The sequence below is a fragment of the Bacillus sp. SH7-1 genome, from assembly GCF_008042405.1.
Lineage (GTDB): Bacteria > Bacillota > Bacilli > Bacillales > Bacillaceae_G > Bacillus_A > Bacillus_A thuringiensis_N.
Map to the genome: position 1 here is coordinate 51,628 of NZ_QNUD01000004.1, position 21,612 is coordinate 73,239.

The following is a 21,612-nucleotide window of genomic DNA, read 5'->3' on the forward strand; positions in this document are numbered from 1 at the left end:
CTATCATTTTTTAGTATTTTATCTAACAATATTTCCTGACTCGTTTCTCATAAACTCTTCTACTTCCAAGATAGAAAACTGATTACAATCACCATGAATCGTATGCTTTAAACTAGATGCTGCGGTAGCAAATGAAACTGTGTAATCCGGATCCTTTTCTTCCAATAATCCGTGTAAAATTCCAGCAACAAAAGCATCTCCTCCACCAACACGATCCACAATAGGATTAATGTGATACACCTTCGAGGTATACAAACAATGATTTTTCCATAATGTTCCCTGAAGATCATTCGAACTAGCAGAATGAACATCCCTTAATGTTGAGTAAAAGACTTCAATATTAGGATACTTGTTATGCATTTGTTTATAATAATATTCTAAATCTGATTGTTGCGTCTTATTTTCAGGAATCCCTATTAAATAGAGAGCATCCTTTTTCCCTGCAGAACAGTAATCTACATAAGGTAAAATTTTATTCAGTGTTTTCGATGCGCGTTCATAGTTCCATAAATTAGATCGATAATTGATATCAAAACTCACCTTAATTTGACGCCTTTTGGCCTCTTTGATTAATCCTAGAATGAGATCAGTCATTGAATCTGATAAAGCAAGGCTAATTCCCGAAACATGAAATAATGATACATTTTTGAATAAATCATCTATATTCCACTCCACATTTTTCATCTGTGCAAAACTAGAATATGTTCGGTCATACAAAACCAATGAAGCCCTTTTACCTGTACCCCTTTCCAGATAGTACGTTCCTAAACGTAAACCACCTTTCAATAAACTACTGGTATCCACCCCATAATTTTGTAAATGCTGTTGAACAGCTTTACCTAATAAATTTGAAGGTACCTTACTAGCAAAAGAAACTTGGTGGTTAAAATTCGCTAAATTAATTGCTACATTAGCTTCGCTACCACCATAATGCGCTTTAAAAGAATTAGCTTCAGTTATTCTAGTTCCTTCATTAGTGGATAAACGAAGCATAATCTCACCTAGCGTTAAAATTCGCCCCATAATTAGGCACCCTTTCTGATCTCTGCTAACTTATCCACATACTCTCTTGCAAGTTCTGAGACTTTAGCATAATCCCCATTTTGAGCAGGAGCTAGTAAATCTCCTCCCACACCTATAGCTACACATCCACGTTCAAACCATTGATGCATATTCTCAATATTTATCCCACCAGTAGGCATAATATTAACTTGTGGCAGGGGACCCTTCACTGCATTTATAAAGCTTGGATTATACGAACTTCCTGGAAATAATTTCACAATGTCGACTCCCGCTTTTAATGCTGTACTTATTTCCGTAATTGTCATACATCCAGGTAAATATGGAACTTGATAAAGATTACAAATCTCTGCTGTTTCTTTATCAAATGCTGGACTGACAATATACTCAGCTCCAGCCAAAATAGCCATACGTGCCGTTATCGCATCAAGAACAGTCCCTGCACCAATCACCAACTCTTCACAATCACTATGTAGTTCCCTTATTTTACGAACGACCTCTTCAGCTTGTGGTACCGAAAAGGTTACTTCAATACCAGTAATCCCTCCATTAATGACTGCCTCAGTAACTTTAAGAGCCTCATCTTTTGTATGCGCTCTCAAAACAGCAATCACACCACTCTTTTTCAGTTTATTTAATACAGTAACCCTTTTCATAAAGTGCCTCCATTTTTTAGAGCTCAAGCTCCAAATTTCTTATTTGGAAATTAGTTTTCCTGAAAAGAAATTTACAAATAAATTATATGAATTATTTAAAAAGATTACAAGATTTTTTTTTATATTTAATGAAAATTTTTTGAACATTATTAAATATTTTTCTAATATAGTAATCCGTTATTCAGCTGTAGTTCTTACTAAATTTACAAGCCAGTTCCCATTCTTTTTGCTCCTATAAATAAAAAAGAGCTCTAACAGTGAAAAATCACCATTAAAGCTCCTTAAAATGAATTTCTATATGAACACATGCAATTGTTTAAGTTCATTGAGAATATTTTGTTTAGTTTCTAGTATCAACTGAATCATTTTTTTCTTCAGGTCCTCTGTAACACGATACTTAGGCATACTCACACTAAATGCACCATATGTTTGTCCATTTAAAGTTAACGAAACTCCTATACAATATACTTCTTCTTCATATTCAGCATCATCAATTGCAAAACCAATTTGCTTTATCTCTTTTAAAGTTTCCTTTAAAACATGAGGATCAATTATAGTATTTTCATTAACTGGATTTAATTCTACCCTTGTTAAATAACTTTCTAAATCTTGTTGAGAGAACTCTGCAAGCACAGCCTTCCCCATTGCCGAACAATACAAAGGAATACTCATTCCAATTCGTGAACTCATACGAATTATCGGTCTCTCTGGCTCTAATTTATTAATATAAAAAATTTTATCTTCTTCTAATATTCCTAAATGAACCGTTTCATCTAAATTACTTTGTAATTTTTGCAAATATGGAAATGTAATTTTAGTAATATCTAAATTCGCAAGATACTGATTTGCATAGTAAATTAAAGAGGTTCCTAAACCAAATCTTTTAGTTTCAGGATATTTTTTTGCATAACCTATTATAACTAACGTTTCTAATATCTTTAATGTTGTTGAACTTGTCATTCCTGTTTCCTGAGCTATCACATTTAAAGGCTGTGGTTTTTTGCTTTCAGATAAAAAATCTAAGATTTTTGCAGCTTTTATTAAAACTGTACCATATGGTTGTTTTTCTTTTGTCATACCGACTCATCCTTTAACAATCATAATAAACGATCTTATTTTTGAAATAAAACGTACCATCTAAAAGAAATTGTACTATAAAACAATTATATAAGAAAGGGAGGTACAGTCCACATCAATCAATTAAAGGGGACGAAAATTAAATACTAGTATGTATTCTGCTTCTTTCAATTACATTAATCTATTTAGACATTTTCCCCACTAAAGTAAGAGCCCTCCTATTAAGGAAGACTCTTATATTTGCTATAAATGAATTCAATTTTATGAACGAAATTTTGTATGATATATCCCTATAACTTTTTAAAATATTTATTTGATATAGATTGATGTTCGCATTGTATTAAATGGAGCGTTAATAGATGTTTTTTGATATTCAAATGTTCCCTGCTGATGTCCTGAGGCATCCCACTTATAATACCAACCAACGATTGGTTTTCCGCCAATTATAGTGGATCCAATACTTTTCACATTAAAACCATTCATTTTCGCAAATGGATTTTGACCATATCCCATTTCCTTCGTAGTAATATATAAGTATTTTCCCCCATGGTCACGTGTTGTGCTAAAACTGTTTGGATTAATCGTTTCTACTCCGCCCTGCTCAGACTCTACTTGTACGACATTTAGTGAAGTAAGTGGTGCTGCAGGTCCAGCAGAAGCTTCTGTTGCCATTCCTAATCCAACAAAAGCAGTTATTGCTAACGATGAAATACCAAGTGCTAATTTTTTAAACATAATAACATCCCCTTCCATCTATCTATTATTTTCTCTTTCATTGCCAATATAATCCTATTACCTTTATATGTATATAGTTTAAAACTGTAGAAATATTAATGAGAATATTCTATATTAGTTATCCTTTATATATACTATAAAGAACTATTGTGAAAATAACAAAGATTTTTATGTACATGAAAAAATGAGGCTACAGCTAGCCTCATTTTCCTTATATTATTCATTCTAAACCTTTCTTATAATACCCATTCATCACATCCTCCGGAACCATACTACCACCCGTTCCCCACACAATATGAGTGCCTTTCTGCACCTTCTCTATTAACTGTTGCTTTTGTAAATACGCATCTTCTTTACATACTTTCACTGGCCCTATCATACCCGCTAACGCAGAAGGCTCTAAATAAATCTTTTCCGTATCAGCTAGTTCTTTCAACAATCTATACAACTCTTCATCACTTACTGTGTAATTTCCACTCAAAAATGGTTCCATCGTTTTACCAACAAATCCAGACGGTCTTCCTACCGCTAGTCCATCCGCGTCTGTTACATTATCAATCCCGATATCTTGAACGGCAATTTTATCATGAAGTCCTGTCATTAAACCGAGTAACATACATGGTGAATGTGTTGGCTCTGCAAAGAAACAATGGACGTTGTCTTTATATAATAACTTTAAACCAAATGCGACTCCGCCAGGTCCGCCCCCTACTCCGCATGGTAGATAAACGAATAAAGGATGTTCTTCATCCACTACAATCTCTAACTCTTCTAATTGTTTTTGTAAACGAGATGCTGCTACTGCGTATCCTAAAAATAAATCATGTGAGTTTTCATCATCTACAAAATAACAGCTAGGATCTGCATCTGCTTGCCTTCTTCCTTCTTCTACAGCTTTACTATAATCAGCTTCATATTCAATAACATTTACACCTTTGCTTCTTAATAAATCTTTTTTCCATTGTTTCGCATCTGCTGACATATGAACTGTTACGTTAAAACCTAACTTCGCACTCATGATCCCAATGCTTAATCCTAAGTTTCCTGTCGAACCTACAGCGATAGAATAAGTAGCAAAAAACTCTCTACATGTATCACTATCTAAAATGGCATAATTATCTTCTTCTGTTAACATACCATGCTGCAAAGCTAATTGTTCAGCATGTTTCAACACTTCATAAATCCCGCCCCTAGCTTTAATTGACCCTGATATCGGAAGATGACTATCACATTTTAATAATAATTCCCCTAAAATAGGTTGCTCGTAATGTTTCTCTACAGCTTGTTTCATTGAAGGAATTTTCACTAAAGGTGATTCAATTATACCGTTCGTCTCTTTCGTTTCAGGAAAAACTTTCGCAATATATGGTGCAAAACGATTTAACCTCTTCTCCGCATCTTTTACATTCTCTTCATTCAGTGGCGAATCTTTTATCGCCGTTTCATACTTTTCCATGTTCGGATTCACCCAAAACACTTCTTCTGTTGCGATTAATTTATTTAAGAGTGGATATTCCTCTTTTAATTTCTCTATTCCCTTCATTTCTCTTCCTCCTCATCACCTTGTAGCTTACGATTTAATAAATTATAATTAAATTAATTTTAATATAGTTTAACATAAATCATTCACTTTAGTTAATTTTAATTTAATTTATTTAAATATAATTTAATAATTAGTAAGGAGATTTTCATTATGGAAAATATAGATATTGGTAAAAAAATTGAAAAACAAAGAAAAGAAAAAGGTTTAACGAGTAAAGAACTAGCAAAGATGGCCGGTATTACGCCATCTATGTTAAGTCAAATTGAACGCGGATCTGCTAACCCTTCTATCCAAACATTAAAAGTACTCGCTAAAGCTCTTGATGTTCCAACATTTAGCTTTTTACTTGAAGATACAAATACAGACGATTTAATTGTACGTTCCCATAAACGAAAAAAAATGATTATCGATAATTTATCATATGAAATGCTATCACCCGATTTCACAGGAAATTTAGCAACAGCGATTATGACTGTCCCGCCAAATACAGCTTCATCAGAAAATGTATTAGAACATAAAGGTGAAGAATTAGCATTTGTATTAGAAGGGCAAATCACATTACATTTAAATGCAGAAGAATACATATTAGAAACGGGTGATAGCGTAAAAATACCTGCTTATTTAAAACATAAATGGGTAAATCAATTCGAGAAAAATGCCATTGTTTTATTTTCTGTTACTCCGCCGATTTTTTAATATAGATAATAAAAATAGCCACATACGGATGCATTCCGTACATGGCTATTTTTATTTTTTCGGCACGATTAAAATCCCTAAACTCATAACACAAAAACTTAGTATTTGCTGCATCGATAAACCAAATAGAACCGAATTCTGTTCACTAACAAGTGAAATAATAATATGAGCAAACCCCTCAATAATTAGAAAAACACTTATATTCTTTCCATTTCCGAGCCTTTCATTTTTCATCCATAACAAACCCACTATACAAAGAGCCAGAATGATCTCGTATACGAATATAGGATGATATAAAAATTTAGATTCATATATTTTCACACCCCAAGGTAATGTCGTTGGTACACCTACTTCTTGGTGGAATAAGAAATAAAAAATAATACTCATACATAGGCCATAAGGCAATGTATCAAGTAAAATACGAAGCGAAAATCTCTCCTTTTTACTTCTCCAAACAATGTATACACTTGCAATTATGCATCCTACTACAATGTGTTTCATACTTCCTATAGCTAATAATGCTTGCAGTGGCGACCTAATAGCCCATACTGGATTTAAAATTGCCGGTGCAAATTTCCATACAAATATGATGATAAGAAAAGCATTTGTTACTGCATCCATCATTTTTTCATATGGTACACTTTCACTCTTCATCTTTCGTTTCATCAACATAAATCCAAATAGACTTCCCATTATAAGAGATACGGGTTGTAACCTCACGATCCACTCCATCAATACAAAATCCTCTCTTAACTCTCAATTAATTTCTTAAACTTCTCTTCTAATTGATCCGGAGGTAGTACGCCTCGTACTTGCTCTACGATAATTCCATCTTTATTAACAAAAAATGTCGTTGGTAAAGAAAATACTTTATAATCTAATCCGGCTACTCCGTCCATATCTAGTAAAACAGGAAACTTAAATCCGTGACGATCTGCAAAAGCGCTCGCTTCTTGCACTGGATCTCCGATTGTTGCATTTACCGCAAAGATTTCAACATCCTTTTTATATTTATCATACATACGAACTAAGTCAGGTGCCTCCATTTCACATGGACCACACCACGATGCCCAAAAATTAATAAGATATGGTTTTCCTTTTGCATCATTTAACGAATGCAGCTTCCCGTCTAATCCTTTTAATGTTATGTCCGGTGCTTTAAACCCTACTTGTGGTAATACTTCTGTTTCTTGTAACTCCGCTTGTTTTGCTTTTCTTTCTTTTTCTTCTTTCTTTGAATTATAAAAATTAACTCCGGCCCAAATTAGTGCTCCGGCTAGTATAATCGCAATTAATTTTTTCACATTTCTTCCTCCTCATTATTAAAAGCCTGTAAATCCACCAAACAGACGAATAAAGAATGCTGTAATCTTAGTCATTTGATTTGTGTACAATAAAATACCTGTTATAATCATCATTCCACCGCCAATTTTCATCATGACATTGGCATATGTAACGATCCATTTTATCTTCCCAATAAAGAATGCCATCACGAAAAATGGAACCGCAAACCCAAGCGTATACGCTGTAATATAAAGAAGTGCCCCTTCAGGATTCGTTGCACCAAGCATGAGTACAGCTGAAAATATCGGTCCAACACATGGCGTCCAACCAGCTGCATATGTCATACCGACTATAATCGAGCGAATATATCCAGTCGATTTACTTCTATACTGCACTTTTTTCTCCGCCATAAGCCACTTCGGCTGAAACAATCCTGTCATAAACAGCCCCATTAAAACAATAAAAATCCCACCAATTTGTTGAATCAATTTTTGATTAGATGAAAATGTTATTCCAATCCAACTTACCGATAAGCCTAACGCATAAAATATAACCGAAAAACCGATCATAAAAAATACGGTATGTATAATCGCTGATTTTTGCATAATCCCACGATTTTCTTTTAAATCTTGAATAGACACACCTGTAATATAAGATAAATAAGATGGATATAGCGGTAAAGAGCACGGTGATATAAATGACAATACTCCCGCCCCAGCCACAAGCCAAATTGTTAAATCTGCTGCATTCATTTTATTCCCCCTAAACACTACAACAAGTAGTGCTGATTCTTAAAAAAAAGAGGCTATATGCACTCTCCGACAATAAGTACAACCGACATACAGAATAAACCTGCTGTTACATATACTGAATTCGTATGTAACGGAATAGTAAGCTTAACAACCTTTTCATTTAACACTTGCTCGATTCGTAAATTTATTGCTGTTTTTGCAAATGAAGCTGTAACACATCGATTTTCCATTGTCTTTATTTTAATTAATTTTAATAACGCGCTACCTAACTCAAATGAAGATTCCATTTTTTGTATTGCATATTTATCAGCAGCTAGCTCCTGATAAGTGTGATACCGCTGTAACAGCCCTTTTAATATCGGTATGTACATCATTCCTTCTGCTAATAGTGTAAAACAAAATAATTTTAAAGGATCACGATTATTTTGATGATATTCTTCATGGAAAATAATTGCATCCATTTCTTCATCTGAAAATGTTTGAAGCATCCCTTCTGACATGACAACTTTCGGACGAAATAGCCCAATTGTAAATGCCGCAACTTCCGTAGTCGGCAATATATATATTTGTTTTCCTTTTCGGATGAAAGGGATAAGTACTTTTTGTAATTTTTTACTATAGAAAAATTGTCGCCAAATTCTTTTGCACACGATTAATACAGTAAGTAATAATAATCCAGCGATTATAATACGAATGAGCGATAATTCTTTCATATGTTTTTCTAACTGGAATAAGCAAAAATTTGAAAGAAAGAGCATCTTATTTTGAAACAGAAATGGATATGTAACATAATACACTAACATACTGAAAAAGAGGGTACTAACAATTACTGCTAACAATACGATTTTACGCATTTGCCATTTCATTTCATGAATCCTCTTTTTTTAACTGACTCAATTTATCTTCTAACTTTTTTATTAAAGTCGGATCAACCTGCTCTAACTCATCTAGCATATGATTTACAACTAAATCTCCAAATTCCCCCATCAATTCCTGTGTCATTTTCTTCGTTTGATTGGATAAGAACTCTTCTTTTGTTTGTACAGCACGATATATGCCACTTCTTTTCACAGTCTGCTTTTCTAAGTGTAATTTCTCTACTAACCTGTTCATAACTGTCATAACAGTGTTAAAATTCACAGGTGATTCTTCACTTAATTTCTGCTGCACTTCTTTAATCGTAATACCTTCGTTAGACCAAACAATCTCCATAATTTTCGCTTCAAGCGGTCCAAAGAAATGATTTAACCCTTGCTCATTTAACTTATAGTTTTGAGTAAACATAGTATAGCTCCTTTCACACTACGAATTGTAGTATAAATTAAATGAAAGGTCAAATGCGAATGAGATACACTAAAATTCACTACCTATAAATACATAGGCCATTCCATTCATTTTAAACCTAATTTTTCTCCAAATGTATCAAAGAGATACTGCTCTAATATTTGTACACTAAACTTCTCATTACGCCCAAGTGCGAATAATTCCCGATCTTTCGCTACGATAGTATCTAACGGAATAACGACATTATCCACTATTTTTGTAATTTCAATAATGTTACTTTTTACATTTACCTCTGTTTTAAATTCAATATTTTCTAATACGATATGCGAGCGTCTTCCTGATGCCAAAAAAGTAAAGTTAGGATTTTTATAAATGCCAATTTCACTCTCTAATGGGTATAAATACTGAAAAATGATATCTCTATGTCCATCTTTTATTATTTTTTCATCCTTCTCATCATCTAAGTATTCTTTCATCTTTGTTGTAAATTCAAATCGAAAATCCACTTTTTTCACGCTCCCTCTTTGTATTTTTATATTAAATAAATATATTGAAATAATTTTACCATATTGTAATACAAGTTCCTATGAAAAGTAAAAACACATTTATAAAATCTCTATTATTTCCGATTCCTTTTTAAAGAATAAGCACTCATTCAATATGAATTCATGCTTCTTTATATCCATTTAAACATATTGTTTCCATATTTTGAAACAATAGTATGAAGTGTTATATATCGATAAAATGAAACTTTAATCATTGGGGGTTGTTGATCCCACGTCTAACTTCTTTGCTTTCACTGAATTTTGAGTTGAGGGTCTTACTCCCCAGCAAATAGCGGGATAAACTGTTTCTAATTCATTTTTCTATATAGCTATCCCCCCCCTTTACTATTCCGATATATTTAAACTATATTTTCTACTTAATCATTACATCACAGAAGGAATGTAACTCACTTCTATCGAATTTTTATATAACAAAAATGATTAGGTGGTGCTTTACTATGAAATTAGCTGTCATTGGTGGCGGTGATTTACAAGATTCAAATCACTTGCCTATTAATGAGCGACTTATAGAATTAACAAATAAACAGTATCCAAAAGTATTATTCATTCCAACAGCTAGTCATGATGATGAAAGTTATATAACATTATTTTTAGACACGTTCGAAAAACAATTACACTGTGAAGTACAAATTTTACGTACTATAACCGATTCACCTTCTAAATATGAAATAGACGAAATGATTCAATCAGCTGATTTGATTTATCTCGGTGGCGGGAACTATATTCACATGCTTACACAATGGAAAGAACTTAAACTAGATGAAAAATTATTATTTGCTTTGCAGCAAGGAACTCTCATTGCCGGGTACAGCGCTGGTGCTATGTGTTGGTTCACCTCTAGCATCCGATCAGATTATGAAGGTTCTGGTTATATAGAGAGCAACGGCTGGGGGATTGTGAACAAAAGGTTTTGTCCACATTATAATCAATTAAATAGAATGAACGCCTTCCATTCCTTTTTACAAAATCATCAAGGTAATATAGAAGGAATTGCACTAGAGGATAATTGCGCTTTATATATTACAGAAGAATCTTTTGAAATTGTCGGTGAACCAGAAAAAGCGTGGGAGTTTTATATGAGTGATAACACACTCATTAGACAACATTTTGATATTACTTTAAAAAGCTATTTATAAACATACCTTTACAAAAAATGTCCCTAAGTAAAATAACTAGGGACATTTTCAATATTTAACTCACTAATCGTGTAATTCGTTTCTTCTGCCATGAAAGCTTATAATATGCATATTGTAGTATTAAGCTGACAATAAACGCTGCTGGGTACCCAATCCATATTCCTTCTATGCCAAGACTTGTATGGTAAGAAAGGTAATACGCTACAGGTACTTCAACAAGCCATATTGATACAACACCGATAACAGTTGGCCATAATACTGTACCACTTGCTCGCATTGTCGCACTAATAATTTGCGCATGACCGAAGATTAAATAACTCCATAATGTAATCATAACTAGGCTATGAGCAATTTCAATTGTAGTTTGACTCGTTAAAAATAGTGATAGAATGTCCCTTGAGAATAAGTAAATAAGAGATATTAGTACACCACCGATGACGTAGTTCATAATAATTCCGGCCTTCACAACTTTCTGCAATCGATCAAATTGATTCGCCCCAATTGATTGTGCCGCAAAAATGGAAACTGTAATACCAAGGCTAACTGCTGGCATTTGTACATAACTTGCAACTTGATTCACGACGCCATATGCTGCTGTTGCATCCGAACCATAACGATTTACAAACGCGATTACCGCAATTTCAGATAATGAAACTAATATCATATTAATACTTGCTGGAATACCGAGTCGTAGCAATAGCTTTAATAACTCCCCATCCATTCGAAGGTATTTCCTTACCGTACTATCTAATTGTAGTGGGTGATTTTTCTTCTTTAAATACACTAACATGACAATAAAAGTAATAACTGTAGATATAACAGAAGCATAGGCTGCTCCATACACATCTAATTTCGGAGCTCCTAACCATCCAAAAATAAGAACTGGTAATAAGATCATATTTAGTGCTGTACTCACAATTAAAAAGTAAAATGGCGTTTTAGAATCTCCTGTACCTCTCATAAATGTTGTGTATGCGAAATATAAAAATAATACTGGCATCGATATAAATAATATCCGTGCATAATGTACACTTATTTCAATAATATTTTCTGGCGTTCCCATAAGGCGCATAATATCCATCGCAAAAATACTACCTACTATCGCCAACACAACTCCAATAATAAAAGTAAATGTCAACGTCGTACCAACAATCGCCTTTAAACGATCTTCGTTTTTAGCACCAAACGCCTGGCCTATTAAAATAGAACTACCTGAACCAATACCAATTACAAATGAAACGAGTAAGAAAAATAGCGGAAAGAATGCTGATATGGCCGCCAAATCATTAACTCCAAGCCATCTTCCTACTACTACCATACCGAATAATTGTCCAATCGATTGTAATACATTACTTAATAGTAACGGTACTAAAAACATGGACATCGATTTCCAAATCGGTTTACTCTCACTTTCTAACTTATGTGACTCCGCACCTTCTTTATTGCTATCTGTAGATGGTTTCAAATTTCATTTCTCCTTTTATTAAAAATCTTTTTTCAACTTCTATCTCTTTGTATAGTTGTTATAACGATATGCTTCTATTCATTTTCTTCTCCGTATATTATAACTTCACCCAATATTGACTTCCATCAGCTGTTCTATCTAAAAAACCATATTCGATTAAATATCTTCTTAAAGTTACAAAATCCGGGTATACACTTTCTATGATAGTATTTACTTCTTTTTCAGTGTACTTTTTATTACTATCAAACTTCGTTACTAAATGGCGTAATATAATTAACTTACGCTTTTGCTTTTTTGGAAATTTAGACAGTGGTCCATCTAATCCTTCTGTAAAATGCGTTTTTAATACTTCATCATTTTCTTCTTCTGTAATATTGTAACGGTCATCTACCATCGTTGCTGTTCTATGAATGGGTACAAATTTTGTTTGTACTTTTGATTTTTCTTCTGACAGTTCCATTAACGCTAAAAACACTTTCGCTTGCTTCATTTTCTCTCGAAGCGTAAACCGATGATTGCGGATAGTTGAAGTACTTCCGCCATCCATCTCTTTTACAATCTCTTTATCATTCAGCCCCATATGGAAAAACTGAACCATTTTCTTTTGCAAATCAGTTAAACCCGTATACTTCTTATCAAGGTTTAATAAATAATCAAACATAGACGTATGTTCATTTTGCACATGCACTTGTACAAACTTCTCTGCTTCATACAAAACTTGATTATCTTGATAAATAACCCCCTTAATAAACGTTTCTCCACAAGCTAAACAAATATATTCCTCTGCTTCCTCATCAAACACATACCCTTTTTTCAATTCCTCTACCGACGCATCCCAAAACTTCTCTGAAATATCACTCATACTAAACACTCCTTTAAAATGTTTATCTAAAAACAAACAAATTTCAATATCGTTTATTATCACTTCATCATCTTAACACAATTAAAACAAACATTTCAATATTTCGTTTACCCATTTTATAAACTTTTATTAAAACGTCTATTAAAAGGGTTTTGTGCAGCGAAGAGCGAATGTATTTATATAAATTCGGTCAACAGGATGTGAAATAGAACATGACTATTCTTCAAGACCCTTGGTTTACTGTTAAACAAATTGCCCAAAATACATATACGATTAGTGAATATGGACATTGGGAGAAAGTACATTCAATTTTAACTACAAAAAAGGTGTTTCCGTATAAGAAAACACCTTTTACTTTTTATATATTCTATTTACAGTCTCTACTAAAACCTTACTTACTTGTACAAATGTATGCTTTCGGTTTCTATCTTCAACAAATGTATTAGCACAACTACCCATAATCATCATACAACTGATTATGACTAACGCTACCTTTCGATTCTTGTAAGTCACTTCATGCCACTCCACTATTACAAAACTCCATTTAAATTTATCCCATCAAGAAATTTTACACGAATAATAAGCCGAAAGAATATGCAATTCTGCATATTCACATGTTTTATTACGATGTTGTGATTTAATTTAGTTAAAGAACACGTATACCGAGGTGACTAACTTGAAGTTTAAAGCGAAAAAGAATCCTTTTTACGTCATTTTTATTACATTATTTATCATTATTTTTTTCATTTCGCTATTCTTCCAAAATGAAAATTCTATTTTTTTCGCTCTCATGATGCTGCTAAATGTCGTGAATCTTTCTTCATTCTATTTTTCTCACTACAATATAACTACATCATCTCTTATTGTAAAACACGGTTTCATATTTCATACTGAAATTCCATTTGAAGACATTCGTCACGTTAAATACGCTGGTAAAAAACTTCATTCAAAAAAATGGATTAGACAGCAATTAGAAATCCATTACAATTTATTTGACTCAGTAACTGTTTTTATACCCCAAGAAGAAGAAAAGTTCATTTCAGTCTTAAAAGAAAACTGTCCGCATATGAAAGTATTGAATATGCCTGCTAACAAATAATATATTGTGGCACAGTAATACAAATAGATAAGATAAATAATAAAAAAGCCAAGATTCTAAACAAAGAATCTCGGCTTTTTTATTATTCTTTCGGAGCAATCATTTTTTTCGGATCTACAATTTCATCAAATTGTTCTTCTGTTAGTAGTCCAGATTGCAATGCTGCCTCTTTTAAAGTTAAACCATCTTTATGAGCATGCTTCGCAATTTTCGCTGCATTTTCATATCCGATATGCGGGTTTAATGCTGTAACAAGCATTAATGAACGATTCACATTCTCTTTAATGACTTCTTCATCAGCTTCAATACCAACTGCACAATTATCATTAAATGAAACAATTGCGTCTGCTAATAAGTGGGCGGATTGTAAGAAGTTATATGCAATAACAGGTTTAAATACATTTAACTCAAAATTACCTTGACTCGCAGCAAATCCAATTGTTGCGTCATTTCCCATTACTTGCGCTACAACCATCGTTAACGCTTCACTTTGCGTTGGATTTACTTTACCTGGCATAATAGAGCTTCCTGGCTCATTTGCCGGAATAATAATTTCTCCTAGACCACTACGTGGACCACTTGCCAACCAGCGCACATCATTAGCGATTTTCATTAAATCAGCTGCTAATGCTTTTAATGCACCATGCGTATATACAACTTCATCATGGCTCGTTAATGCGTGGAACTTATTTGGTGCAGAAATAAATTGCTTACCTGTAAATTTGCTAATTTCCTCTGACACCATCTCACCAAATTTAGGATGAGCATTAATACCTGTTCCAACTGCAGTACCACCAATCGCAAGCTCTTTCATATATGTATTGCTCTCAGCAATCATACGCTCTGTTTTTTCAAGCATACGGTGCCATCCGCTAATTTCTTGTCCTAATGTTAACGGTGTTGCATCTTGTAAGTGTGTACGACCAATTTTTATAATATGTTCAAATGCAGTTACTTTTTCTGCTAACGTCTCTTTTAATTTCGTAATTGCTGGTAACACGTGATTTTCTACTGCGATTACACACGCTACATGAAGCGCTGTTGGAAATGTATCATTTGAACTTTGAGACATGTTCACATCATCGTTCGGATGAATATGTACGTCAGATCCCTTCTCTTTCAAAATTCGATTCCCACGATTTGCAATTACTTCATTCACATTCATGTTTGACTGCGTACCGCTACCAGTTTGCCATACGACAAGTGGAAAATGTTCATTCCATTTCCCTGCAATCACTTCGTCAGCTGCTGCCACAATTGCTTCTGCTTTTTCTTCTGATAGCTTTCCTAATTTTTGATTACTAAGTGCTGCACTTTTCTTTAAAATGGCAAATGCTTTTATAATTTCAAGCGGCATTTGCTCTGTTCCAATCGGGAAGTTTTCTTTACTACGTTGCGTTTGTGCTGCCCATAATTTATCAGCTGGAACTTTTATTTCTCCTATTGTATCTCTTTCAATTCTGTACTCCATTTTTTCATCCCCTTGAAAATAAAATACCTACATTTCTCATTTTAACAGACTTTCACCCGAATGATAAGAATTCTCACTCGTGTATATAAAAAAAATACCTCCTGCCATCGCAGAAGGTATTTTTTTATGATGCTTGCTTTCCTTTTTCAACGTCATCTACATACCAAATGAATTTTCCTGTATATCCGTAAATAACTGCTAAAATTAACGATACGAAGCTTAACCACATAAATGGAACATATGAGAACGTTGCTACACCTAAAATACCAGCCATAAAAATACCATTATCAGACCATGGAACCATACCTGAAGTTAGCGTTCCACCTACTTCTGAGTTACGTGCTAATACACGACGGTCTATTTTTAATTTATCATAGCTATCTTCCATAATTTTCGGTGTTAAAATTAGTGACACATACATCGCACAACCAAATATATTGGCTAAGAATGCTACGATTAATGTAGACAATGTTACATTACCCGCAGAATTTAATTTCTTCTCAAATTTTGATACAATCACTTTTAAAACACCTAGTTTTTCAAGTAATCCACCAAATCCTAAACCGAAAATGATAACGGCTACTGAGCCAAGCATACCGTTAATTCCACCACGGTTCAATAACTTGTCAACAAACTCAACACCAGATTGAATTGAGAATCCGTTATACGCTGTTCCAATCGCATCTCCAAAGTTCATTCCTTGGAAAAGAGTTGCCCAAATTGCACCAATTAATGCTCCCATTGCAATTGTTGGCATAGACGGTTTCTTCATTGCTAATAGTACAATGACAATGATCGCCGGAACTAACATCCATATTTTAATATCAAAGTGTTTTAATAATGATTCCTTTAAAAATTCTACTCGATTTAAATCTACATTATCGCCGCCATACATCCAACCAGCTACAGTAAACATAATACTAGTAATAATATAAGCCGGAACATCTAATACGAGCATAGCTCGAACGTGAGCAATAACATCTACTTTCGCCATAGACGCTGCAAGAACTGTGCTATCAGAAAGTGGTGATAATTTATCGCCGAAATAAGCTCCTGAAAGAACTGCACCAGCAACAAGTGGAAGTGGTAAACCAAGTCCTTCACCAATTGCCATCATAGCAATACCTGCTGTTCCAACTGTTCCCCATGATGTTCCTGTCGCGATAGAAGTTATCGAACAAATAATTAATGTTGCTAATAGGAATATGCTAGGGTGAATAAATTCTAATCCATAATAGATTAATGTTGGTACTACACCACCAGCAATCCATGTTCCAATTAAAGCACCTACTGCAACTAAAATGAGTATTGCTTCTAATCCGTTAGAAATCCCTTTCGTAATTGCATCTTGCAATTCTTGATAACGAAATCCTAATCTTAATCCAAGCGCAATTACTAAAAACCATGAAATAAATAGCGCTAATTGAATTGGGAGATCAAAAATCGTTTGGAAGGAAAAGACAACAGCAAGAAATAGTAATAAAAGAACTATGATTTCTAGCATCGATGGTAATCTTACACTTTTCATTTTTTTCTCTCCTTACAAGTCGATAACATGACGTATGTCGTCTTACATGTATGTAATATACAATTAGCGAAGACAAAACAAAATTTTCATATTATTTCGATTTATTTTTCCAGTATAATATATGGACACCTTTTCTATTGTAAAAGTAGATGCTACTTTTCGCAATGGAAAATATAAAAAATGTTACATTTTTTATATATAACAATCAAAGAGTAACTTTTTTAATATTTGCTACCATAAAACTTTTTACTATTATGCTCACCGTTTTAAGGACTATCATTATTCGCCACATAAAAAAAGCACACATCATTCAAATGATGCATGCTCCACTTTTATTTATACATATCTTGTATTTCTTCTTTATTTTTAAGGATTTCCACAAAATTATCGCTACAACCTTTCGGAAATAACACTCCAAGCCCATATGAATGCTCAAACTGAAAATGAGGATACTTCGCTTTGACCTCATCCCAAAATTTATACACGCCGAAGTTTCGATCTTTCACCTCAATATCGTGAAATAGCACGATACCGTTATTTGCAAGTTTCGGTAACCATGTTTTATAATCATGAGAAACTGCTTCATACGTATGATAGCCATCAATGTGCAACAAATTTATCGTTCCATCTTGAAACTGATCCACAGCCTCGTCAAAAGTAGACCGAATTAAATTACCTATATGAGGGTAACTCATGTCCGTATATTTACTCACTACTTGAAAAACACCTTCTCCATATGGACCTGTATGCTCATCTCCTGCCCAAGTATCTACAGCAAAGCATTTTGTAGATAATCCTCCGTCTTTTACCCCTTGGCAAAAACTGAAAAAAGAAGCTCCTAAATGGGTACCTAACTCAACTAATATTTCTGGCTTTTCAAATCTTACTAAATCATAAGCAAAGTTTAAATGTCCCACCCACGCAGAATTCATTCTAATATATGGACTATATTGATCAAATTCAAATGTTGGTTTATGAGTAACCCAGCTCATCACATTTCTCCTTCTACACATATTTTTAACAAACCAAATTACTCTTATCTTTATTTTTTTATCATTGTAATTATGATTTTATTTCATAAAAATATGAATTATTATTCCTTTCTTATTGTGGTAAAGCATCGTATACATACGGATCTGTAGGCATATTGATTTTCTCTACTTTACTTACTTTTACAAGTGGAAATAGTGTTCCTTTATATGTCGTTTCGTCCAACAAACCTGTTATTTTCACCCATGTTTCCTGTGGGAGCTTATTTACGTTTTCCCCTGCAACAATCATCCCCCAGACTGATGCATCCGCAATACAACAAGTTATGCCGTATCGCGCCACTACCGCTTTATCACCCTTCACATCCTTATCATTATATATAAATCCTGAGAATGTAATTTCTTTCCCTTTAAACCCTTTTACATCTTGGCCAATTATACTCATTGTTTGAACATAATCCTTATCCTCTACTTGTATTTTTCGTTGTCCTAACATACTTTTTTCTAATTGCTCTTCCACTTGATCTGTCACTTTTAAATTCGAGGTTTCATCTTGATCAACTAATATTTCTTTCCAATCAGAATTTGCCTGTATTCCCTCTTTTTCGTTCTTTTCCATACTTCTTGCCTGTACACTTTGATTCATACCCCTTTTTCCCGCTAAACTGCCGTCAATTGTTACACTTCCAAATAGAAAAGCACTAATAATCGGAACAACAAATAAAACATATACAAAGAAACTTTTCATCCCTGATTTTAATGCTGTATGATGCTTACAACAATTACAATCATCCTGTTTTTCTCTCCCATCTCTCCAAACTTGTAAAGAACCAAGAAGTAAAATCACTGCAAAAGCTATATACGTAAATTTAATCATTTTTGGAGCGATAAAATTATAAATATTCCCTGTTACAAGTAGTTTAAATAAAAGCATTGCTAAACCAATTAAAATAACGCCACGAATATAGCGATGATAGGCCTTCCGTTCCTTTTCTACCACTATTTCCCACCTCCTATAACGTTGTAATTTGCACGATTGTGTACACCGATAAAATAATAATTCCAATCAAAAAGAATACAAATCTCTTTTGAAAATAAGCAAATAGCATTAATGTATTTTTCATATCAAGCATAGGTCCAAACACAAGAAATGCGAGAAGTGCTTTTACAGAGAAAACATGTCCAAAAGATGCCGCTATAAATGCATCAGCTGCTGAGCAAATGGATAAAACATAACCAAATCCCATCATAATAATTGGGGAAATCACTTCATTATGAGCCACTGCATCAAGTACATTTCGATCAAAAAACGTTTGAAATACGCTCGCAAAAAAAGCACCAATCAATAAATATTTACCTGTATCAAAAAACTCATCTACGGTGTGATTCACAACATTCCCCCAGCCCTTTTTTTCTTCTTTCTGAACCGGATCCTCTATATCTTTTAAAATATTTTTCCCGCGATAGAAATAATACACAATTAGCCCTACTAATAGCGCCACACAAATTGTTATCCCAAAGCGTGCATATACAACTACATCATTTTTTTGAAATGCATATACGGTAGATAAAAGAACAATCGGATTCATAATAGGTGCACTCAATAAAATTACAATTCCTACATGAAGAGGGAGCCCTTTTTGAATAAGTCTTCTTACGATTGGTATGATGACACATTCACACATCGGAAAAATAATTCCGACAAATACCGCTGGAATCATTGCAGCAATCTGTGATTTCGGCATTACTTTATGAATCATATCTTCCGTCACAAACACTTGAATGAGAGAAGAAACAATTACCCCTAATAAAATAAAAGGTATTGCTTCGAATATAATACTTAAAAACACCGTATTCACATTCAACCATTCTTTTGGCATACTTTTGTGCAAATTTGCTAGACTTGTAAAATCTACAAAAAATAATAAAAAAAGAAAAATAGCAATAAGAGCTATTCCTATTAATTCTTTTGAAACTCTATTAAAGACCAACATTATCCCCCCACTTTATTCATATTAAATCGTATACTTGTCCAAATGCCCTACACTACTACAGCACAAATTTTATAGTCTATTTCTATTCTTAAATCGTAATCATTATGATTTATTATTGATTTTTTCTTTTTTATCGCTTAATATAAAACGTAATCATTACGATTTAAAGGAGAGATTATTTCATGAAAAAAGTACCTATCACTGTATTAAGTGGTTTTTTAGGAGCTGGCAAAACTACCTTACTACATCATATTTTGACTAATAAGAACAACTTAAAAGTAGCTGTTATCGTTAATGATATGAGCGAAGTAAACATTGATGCCTCCCTTATAAAAAAAGGTGGTTTTTCACGTACGGAGGAAAAATTAGTAGAAATTCAAAATGGCTGTATTTGTTGTACACTACGAGAAGATTTAATAATAGAAGTGAATCGTCTTGTTGAAAACGGTGATATTGACTATATAGTTATTGAATCTTCAGGTATAAGTGAGCCGATTCCGGTTGCCCAAACATTTACTTATACTGACGAAGTACTTAATATCGATTTAACGAAAAATTGTCACCTCGATACGATGGTTACAGTTGTAGATGCGAATAAATTTTGGGATGATTTTGCAGATGGTGAAAGTTTATTAGACCGTAAACAGGCTATCGATGAAAATGATACTCGAGAAGTTATTGATTTACTAATAGACCAAATTGAATTTGCGAATGTCATTATTCTTAATAAAATTGATTTAATAGAAAGAGAAGATAGGATAGAACTTCATCATTTACTACAAAAATTAAATCACGGTGCAAAAATTATTGAATCTTCATTTAGCAACGTACCACTGCAAGAAATTTTAAATACAAATCTATTCAATTATGAGGAAGCGAGTCAATCGGCGGGCTGGATGCAAGAACTAAATAGTGAACATCATACACCCGAAACTGAAGAATATGGTATCAATTCCTTTGTGTACCGTCGTAAATCTCCTTTCCATCCTGAACGCCTTATGAATTGGCTAAAAAAATGGCCTGTAGATGTTGTAAGAGCGAAAGGCTTTTTCTGGCTCGCATCTCGTAATAATATGATAGGGCTTCTATCTCAAGCAGGTTCCTCTATTACAATTCAAGGAGCCGGTGAATGGATAGCGGCATTACCTGAAACTGAAAGAAATCAAATTATTACAGAAGAACCCGAAGTATTGAAAAACTGGGACGAGCGATATGGGGATCGAATAACTGAGCTCGTATTTATCGGTATTGATATGAATCGTCCTGTGATTGAACAATCATTAGATGATTGTCTATTAACAGAAAAGGAAATGGAACAAAACTGGAATACATTTATTGACCCTATTCCGGCTTTTACTTACACTTCATAATCTAAAATAAAAAAGGCTTCCGTCAATAGAAGCCTTTTTTATTTTATCGTTCTCTTAATTAACAAACTTTCTTTAATTTGAATAA

The 21,612-nt window shown here is 33.5% G+C and carries 23 protein-coding genes; 5 read left to right on the forward strand and 18 right to left on the reverse strand.

Annotated features, from left to right (window positions below; all coding sequences use genetic code 11):
• Positions 1–18: 18 nt before the first annotated feature.
• The 5 genes from DN390_RS02845 to dsdA form a co-directional block, all read right to left on the reverse strand.
• Entirely contained in the window at positions 19–1,023 is a 1,005-nt protein-coding gene (locus DN390_RS02845) for a sugar kinase (RefSeq protein WP_147806541.1), read from the reverse strand.
• Between the two features lie 2 nt (positions 1,024–1,025).
• Positions 1,026–1,676, reverse strand: coding sequence for a bifunctional 4-hydroxy-2-oxoglutarate aldolase/2-dehydro-3-deoxy-phosphogluconate aldolase (locus tag DN390_RS02850; RefSeq protein WP_098288502.1), 651 nt, complete (start codon positions 1,674–1,676; stop codon positions 1,026–1,028).
• 294 nt (positions 1,677–1,970) lie between these two features.
• Positions 1,971–2,753: an IclR family transcriptional regulator gene (locus tag DN390_RS02855; protein WP_000159567.1), complete on the reverse strand. Its 783-nt coding sequence runs from the start codon at positions 2,751–2,753 to the stop codon at positions 1,971–1,973.
• A 309-nt stretch (positions 2,754–3,062) separates the two neighbouring features.
• Positions 3,063–3,488 carry a DUF4879 domain-containing protein gene (locus DN390_RS02860; RefSeq protein WP_147806542.1) on the reverse strand — a complete coding sequence of 142 codons (426 nt, stop codon included), beginning with the start codon at positions 3,486–3,488 and terminating at the stop codon, positions 3,063–3,065.
• Between the two features lie 220 nt (positions 3,489–3,708).
• Entirely contained in the window at positions 3,709–5,031 is a 1,323-nt protein-coding gene (gene dsdA / locus DN390_RS02865; protein ID WP_147806543.1) for a D-serine ammonia-lyase, read from the reverse strand.
• A gap of 150 nt (positions 5,032–5,181) precedes the next feature.
• On the opposite strand from dsdA, the gene DN390_RS02870 reads away from it, so the two are divergent.
• Complete coding sequence (locus DN390_RS02870; RefSeq protein WP_147806544.1) at positions 5,182–5,727, forward strand: helix-turn-helix domain-containing protein; 546 nt, start codon at positions 5,182–5,184, stop codon at positions 5,725–5,727.
• Positions 5,728–5,778: 51 nt separating this feature from the next.
• Here DN390_RS02870 and DN390_RS02875 read toward each other — a convergent pair whose 3' ends face one another.
• The 6 genes from DN390_RS02875 to DN390_RS02900 form a co-directional block, all read right to left on the reverse strand.
• Positions 5,779–6,459, reverse strand: a complete 681-nt coding sequence (locus DN390_RS02875) for a prolipoprotein diacylglyceryl transferase family protein (protein WP_147806545.1) — start codon at positions 6,457–6,459, stop codon at positions 5,779–5,781.
• Positions 6,460–6,476: 17 nt separating this feature from the next.
• The gene (locus DN390_RS02880; protein WP_147806546.1) at positions 6,477–7,031 is read right to left on the reverse strand and encodes a TlpA family protein disulfide reductase; all 555 of its coding nucleotides are present in this window, start codon (positions 7,029–7,031) and stop codon (positions 6,477–6,479) included.
• A gap of 18 nt (positions 7,032–7,049) precedes the next feature.
• The gene (ccdA, locus tag DN390_RS02885) at positions 7,050–7,763 is read right to left on the reverse strand and encodes a cytochrome c-type biogenesis protein CcdA (RefSeq protein WP_147806547.1); all 714 of its coding nucleotides are present in this window, start codon (positions 7,761–7,763) and stop codon (positions 7,050–7,052) included.
• Positions 7,764–7,816: 53 nt separating this feature from the next.
• Complete coding sequence (locus DN390_RS02890) at positions 7,817–8,629, reverse strand: M56 family metallopeptidase (RefSeq protein ID WP_147806548.1); 813 nt, start codon at positions 8,627–8,629, stop codon at positions 7,817–7,819.
• Between the two features lies 1 nt (position 8,630).
• Complete coding sequence (locus tag DN390_RS02895) at positions 8,631–9,047, reverse strand: BlaI/MecI/CopY family transcriptional regulator (RefSeq protein ID WP_147806549.1); 417 nt, start codon at positions 9,045–9,047, stop codon at positions 8,631–8,633.
• 107 nt (positions 9,048–9,154) lie between these two features.
• Positions 9,155–9,553 (reverse strand): DUF3942 family protein, encoded by a 399-nt coding sequence (locus tag DN390_RS02900; protein WP_147806550.1) that lies wholly within the window; start codon positions 9,551–9,553, stop codon positions 9,155–9,157.
• Between the two features lie 497 nt (positions 9,554–10,050).
• Between DN390_RS02900 and DN390_RS02905 the strand changes: the two genes are divergently transcribed.
• A complete protein-coding gene (locus DN390_RS02905) occupies positions 10,051–10,749 on the forward strand; it encodes a peptidase E (RefSeq protein WP_147806551.1) in 699 nt (232 codons plus the stop codon).
• Between the two features lie 55 nt (positions 10,750–10,804).
• Here DN390_RS02905 and DN390_RS02910 read toward each other — a convergent pair whose 3' ends face one another.
• Entirely contained in the window at positions 10,805–12,214 is a 1,410-nt protein-coding gene (locus DN390_RS02910; protein ID WP_147806552.1) for an MATE family efflux transporter, read from the reverse strand.
• A gap of 97 nt (positions 12,215–12,311) precedes the next feature.
• The gene (locus tag DN390_RS02915; protein ID WP_098198733.1) at positions 12,312–13,076 is read right to left on the reverse strand and encodes a DUF2087 domain-containing protein; all 765 of its coding nucleotides are present in this window, start codon (positions 13,074–13,076) and stop codon (positions 12,312–12,314) included.
• A gap of 212 nt (positions 13,077–13,288) precedes the next feature.
• Between DN390_RS02915 and DN390_RS02920 the strand changes: the two genes are divergently transcribed.
• Together DN390_RS02920 and DN390_RS02930 are read left to right on the forward strand one after the other, a co-directional pair.
• Entirely contained in the window at positions 13,289–13,522 is a 234-nt protein-coding gene (locus DN390_RS02920; RefSeq protein ID WP_147806553.1) for a hypothetical protein, read from the forward strand.
• Between the two features lie 230 nt (positions 13,523–13,752).
• Entirely contained in the window at positions 13,753–14,175 is a 423-nt protein-coding gene (locus DN390_RS02930; protein ID WP_147806554.1) for a PH domain-containing protein, read from the forward strand.
• An 82-nt stretch (positions 14,176–14,257) separates the two neighbouring features.
• Here the strand turns inward: DN390_RS02930 and fumC are convergent, their stop codons facing one another.
• The 5 genes from fumC to DN390_RS02960 all read right to left on the reverse strand — a co-directional run bounded on the left by fumC (position 14,258) and on the right by DN390_RS02960 (position 20,154).
• Positions 14,258–15,646 (reverse strand): class II fumarate hydratase, encoded by a 1,389-nt coding sequence (fumC, locus tag DN390_RS02935; RefSeq protein WP_097951413.1) that lies wholly within the window; start codon positions 15,644–15,646, stop codon positions 14,258–14,260.
• Between the two features lie 124 nt (positions 15,647–15,770).
• Positions 15,771–17,174 (reverse strand): Na+/H+ antiporter NhaC, encoded by a 1,404-nt coding sequence (nhaC, locus tag DN390_RS02940; protein WP_097951414.1) that lies wholly within the window; start codon positions 17,172–17,174, stop codon positions 15,771–15,773.
• A 332-nt stretch (positions 17,175–17,506) separates the two neighbouring features.
• Positions 17,507–18,166, reverse strand: coding sequence for a class I SAM-dependent methyltransferase (locus tag DN390_RS02950; RefSeq protein ID WP_060630324.1), 660 nt, complete (start codon positions 18,164–18,166; stop codon positions 17,507–17,509).
• Between the two features lie 112 nt (positions 18,167–18,278).
• On the reverse strand, positions 18,279–19,163 hold the full coding sequence (locus DN390_RS02955) for a TIGR03943 family putative permease subunit (protein ID WP_147806555.1): 885 nt from the start codon (positions 19,161–19,163) through the stop codon (positions 18,279–18,281).
• 13 nt (positions 19,164–19,176) lie between these two features.
• Entirely contained in the window at positions 19,177–20,154 is a 978-nt protein-coding gene (locus DN390_RS02960; protein WP_147806556.1) for a permease, read from the reverse strand.
• Between the two features lie 185 nt (positions 20,155–20,339).
• On the opposite strand from DN390_RS02960, the gene DN390_RS02970 reads away from it, so the two are divergent.
• Positions 20,340–21,527, forward strand: a complete 1,188-nt coding sequence (locus DN390_RS02970; RefSeq protein WP_147806557.1) for a GTP-binding protein — start codon at positions 20,340–20,342, stop codon at positions 21,525–21,527.
• Positions 21,528–21,612: the final 85 nt, after the last annotated feature.

Bases quoted from the DNA above. Each gene is read 5' to 3' on its own strand.
- DN390_RS02970 (WP_147806557.1), top strand. From the start codon at position 20,340: ATGAAAAAAGTACCTATCACTGTATTAAGTGGTTTTTTAGGAGCTGGC.
- DN390_RS02915 (WP_098198733.1), bottom strand. From the start codon at position 13,076: ATGAGTGATATTTCAGAGAAGTTTTGGGATGCGTCGGTAGAGGAATTG.
- DN390_RS02950 (WP_060630324.1), bottom strand. From the start codon at position 18,166: ATGAGCTGGGTTACTCATAAACCAACATTTGAATTTGATCAATATAGT.
- DN390_RS02875 (WP_147806545.1), bottom strand. From the start codon at position 6,459: ATGGAGTGGATCGTGAGGTTACAACCCGTATCTCTTATAATGGGAAGT.
- dsdA (WP_147806543.1), bottom strand. From the start codon at position 5,031: ATGAAGGGAATAGAGAAATTAAAAGAGGAATATCCACTCTTAAATAAA.
- DN390_RS02855 (WP_000159567.1), bottom strand. From the start codon at position 2,753: ATGACAAAAGAAAAACAACCATATGGTACAGTTTTAATAAAAGCTGCA.
- DN390_RS02845 (WP_147806541.1), bottom strand. From the start codon at position 1,023: ATGGGGCGAATTTTAACGCTAGGTGAGATTATGCTTCGTTTATCCACT.
- DN390_RS02850 (WP_098288502.1), bottom strand. From the start codon at position 1,676: ATGAAAAGGGTTACTGTATTAAATAAACTGAAAAAGAGTGGTGTGATT.
- fumC (WP_097951413.1), bottom strand. From the start codon at position 15,646: ATGGAGTACAGAATTGAAAGAGATACAATAGGAGAAATAAAAGTTCCA.
- nhaC (WP_097951414.1), bottom strand. From the start codon at position 17,174: ATGAAAAGTGTAAGATTACCATCGATGCTAGAAATCATAGTTCTTTTA.
- DN390_RS02905 (WP_147806551.1), top strand. From the start codon at position 10,051: ATGAAATTAGCTGTCATTGGTGGCGGTGATTTACAAGATTCAAATCAC.
- DN390_RS02870 (WP_147806544.1), top strand. From the start codon at position 5,182: ATGGAAAATATAGATATTGGTAAAAAAATTGAAAAACAAAGAAAAGAA.
- DN390_RS02895 (WP_147806549.1), bottom strand. From the start codon at position 9,047: ATGTTTACTCAAAACTATAAGTTAAATGAGCAAGGGTTAAATCATTTC.
- ccdA (WP_147806547.1), bottom strand. From the start codon at position 7,763: ATGAATGCAGCAGATTTAACAATTTGGCTTGTGGCTGGGGCGGGAGTA.
- DN390_RS02920 (WP_147806553.1), top strand. From the start codon at position 13,289: ATGACTATTCTTCAAGACCCTTGGTTTACTGTTAAACAAATTGCCCAA.
- DN390_RS02890 (WP_147806548.1), bottom strand. From the start codon at position 8,629: ATGAAATGGCAAATGCGTAAAATCGTATTGTTAGCAGTAATTGTTAGT.
- DN390_RS02860 (WP_147806542.1), bottom strand. From the start codon at position 3,488: ATGTTTAAAAAATTAGCACTTGGTATTTCATCGTTAGCAATAACTGCT.